At 59.4% G+C, this 1,056-nt stretch carries 1 protein-coding gene; it reads right to left on the minus strand.

Annotated features, from left to right (window positions below):
- Nucleotides 1-342: 342 nt before the first annotated feature.
- Nucleotides 343-1,056: alpha/beta hydrolase (locus AC1D35_RS36380; protein ID WP_477942886.1), on the minus strand; the 714-nt coding region annotated here is incomplete at its 5' end.

Below are 1,056 nucleotides of genomic sequence, written 5' to 3' on the forward strand. Positions count from 1 at the left end.
ATGTTCGGCTTGTCGGGTGTTTCGGGAGAAGCTGGCGCTGCCGGTGCGGTAGGGGCTGCCTCTTGTGCGTAGGCCATCGAAACGAGGGGAGCTGCGGCGAGGCTCATTGCGACTGCCGCGGTTGCCGAAAGAAGTCTCCTGGAGAAGCTGGTGGCCATCACATCTTCCCCTTCGCACGGTCGTTCAACATTACGCTCTCCCTGGTGTTGAGCAGGGCAGAGCCTGCCACAACTGGATCGTCGCCATTCGACCGGGAGAGACTTCTACTTTGAGGCTATTTGCGGAAGTACGTTACCGTAAATGCCGCTGTTGCGAGATGTAACGGCTGCGTAAATCACGCCGTTACTGTGTCAGCGGTTTGGATTGCGGATCGCCGCGCAATGTATCCTCGACCTCCACCGGCTTTGCAGCGACCGGCGGACGTTGGGCGATTGCCAGCGGGGCGGCGACGGCGGTACCGGCGACCTTGCCCACTGTTTGAACTGTGCCGCCGACAACGGCGGCGACGCCTTCGCCGAGGGTGATATTGGAATCCGTCAGCGGCTGACCGGTCATCAACCGTTGGCCGATCAGCTGGACGATCTCGGGGCTTTCGGCAAACTTGCCATGGTTGAGCTTATCGCCGGTATCGACCTTTGTCAGGTCGATGGCGGTAATGCCGGCCTCTTCCAGCCTGCTGCGATAGGGCTCCTTGGATGGGTCGATTGCGCCGAGCCGTGAAACTTTGCCGGTGATGAAGCTCGATACCGCCAGAGCCCGATCATCCTGCGACACGAAGATCGTGAATTTCGGATGTGGCGTGCCCATTTCCACGAACTGCTTGGCGAAGACCTGGATGTCGATGTCGGGCGAGGCAAGAATGACGTCGCGGATCTTGGGATTCACATGTCCGTCGCGAATGCCCATCTGGCGCAGGGATTCCATTGCAAGCCAGGTTCCCATGGAATGGGCAAGGATGGTGATATCCTTGACGCTCGGATCCTGCGCGAGGATCCGCAGGGCCTGTTCGAGTGCGGTGCGCGAATAGTTCGTGCTTTCCTTGTCATATTCATAGGC

The organism is Rhizobium sp. P1_E6, from assembly GCF_056405875.1.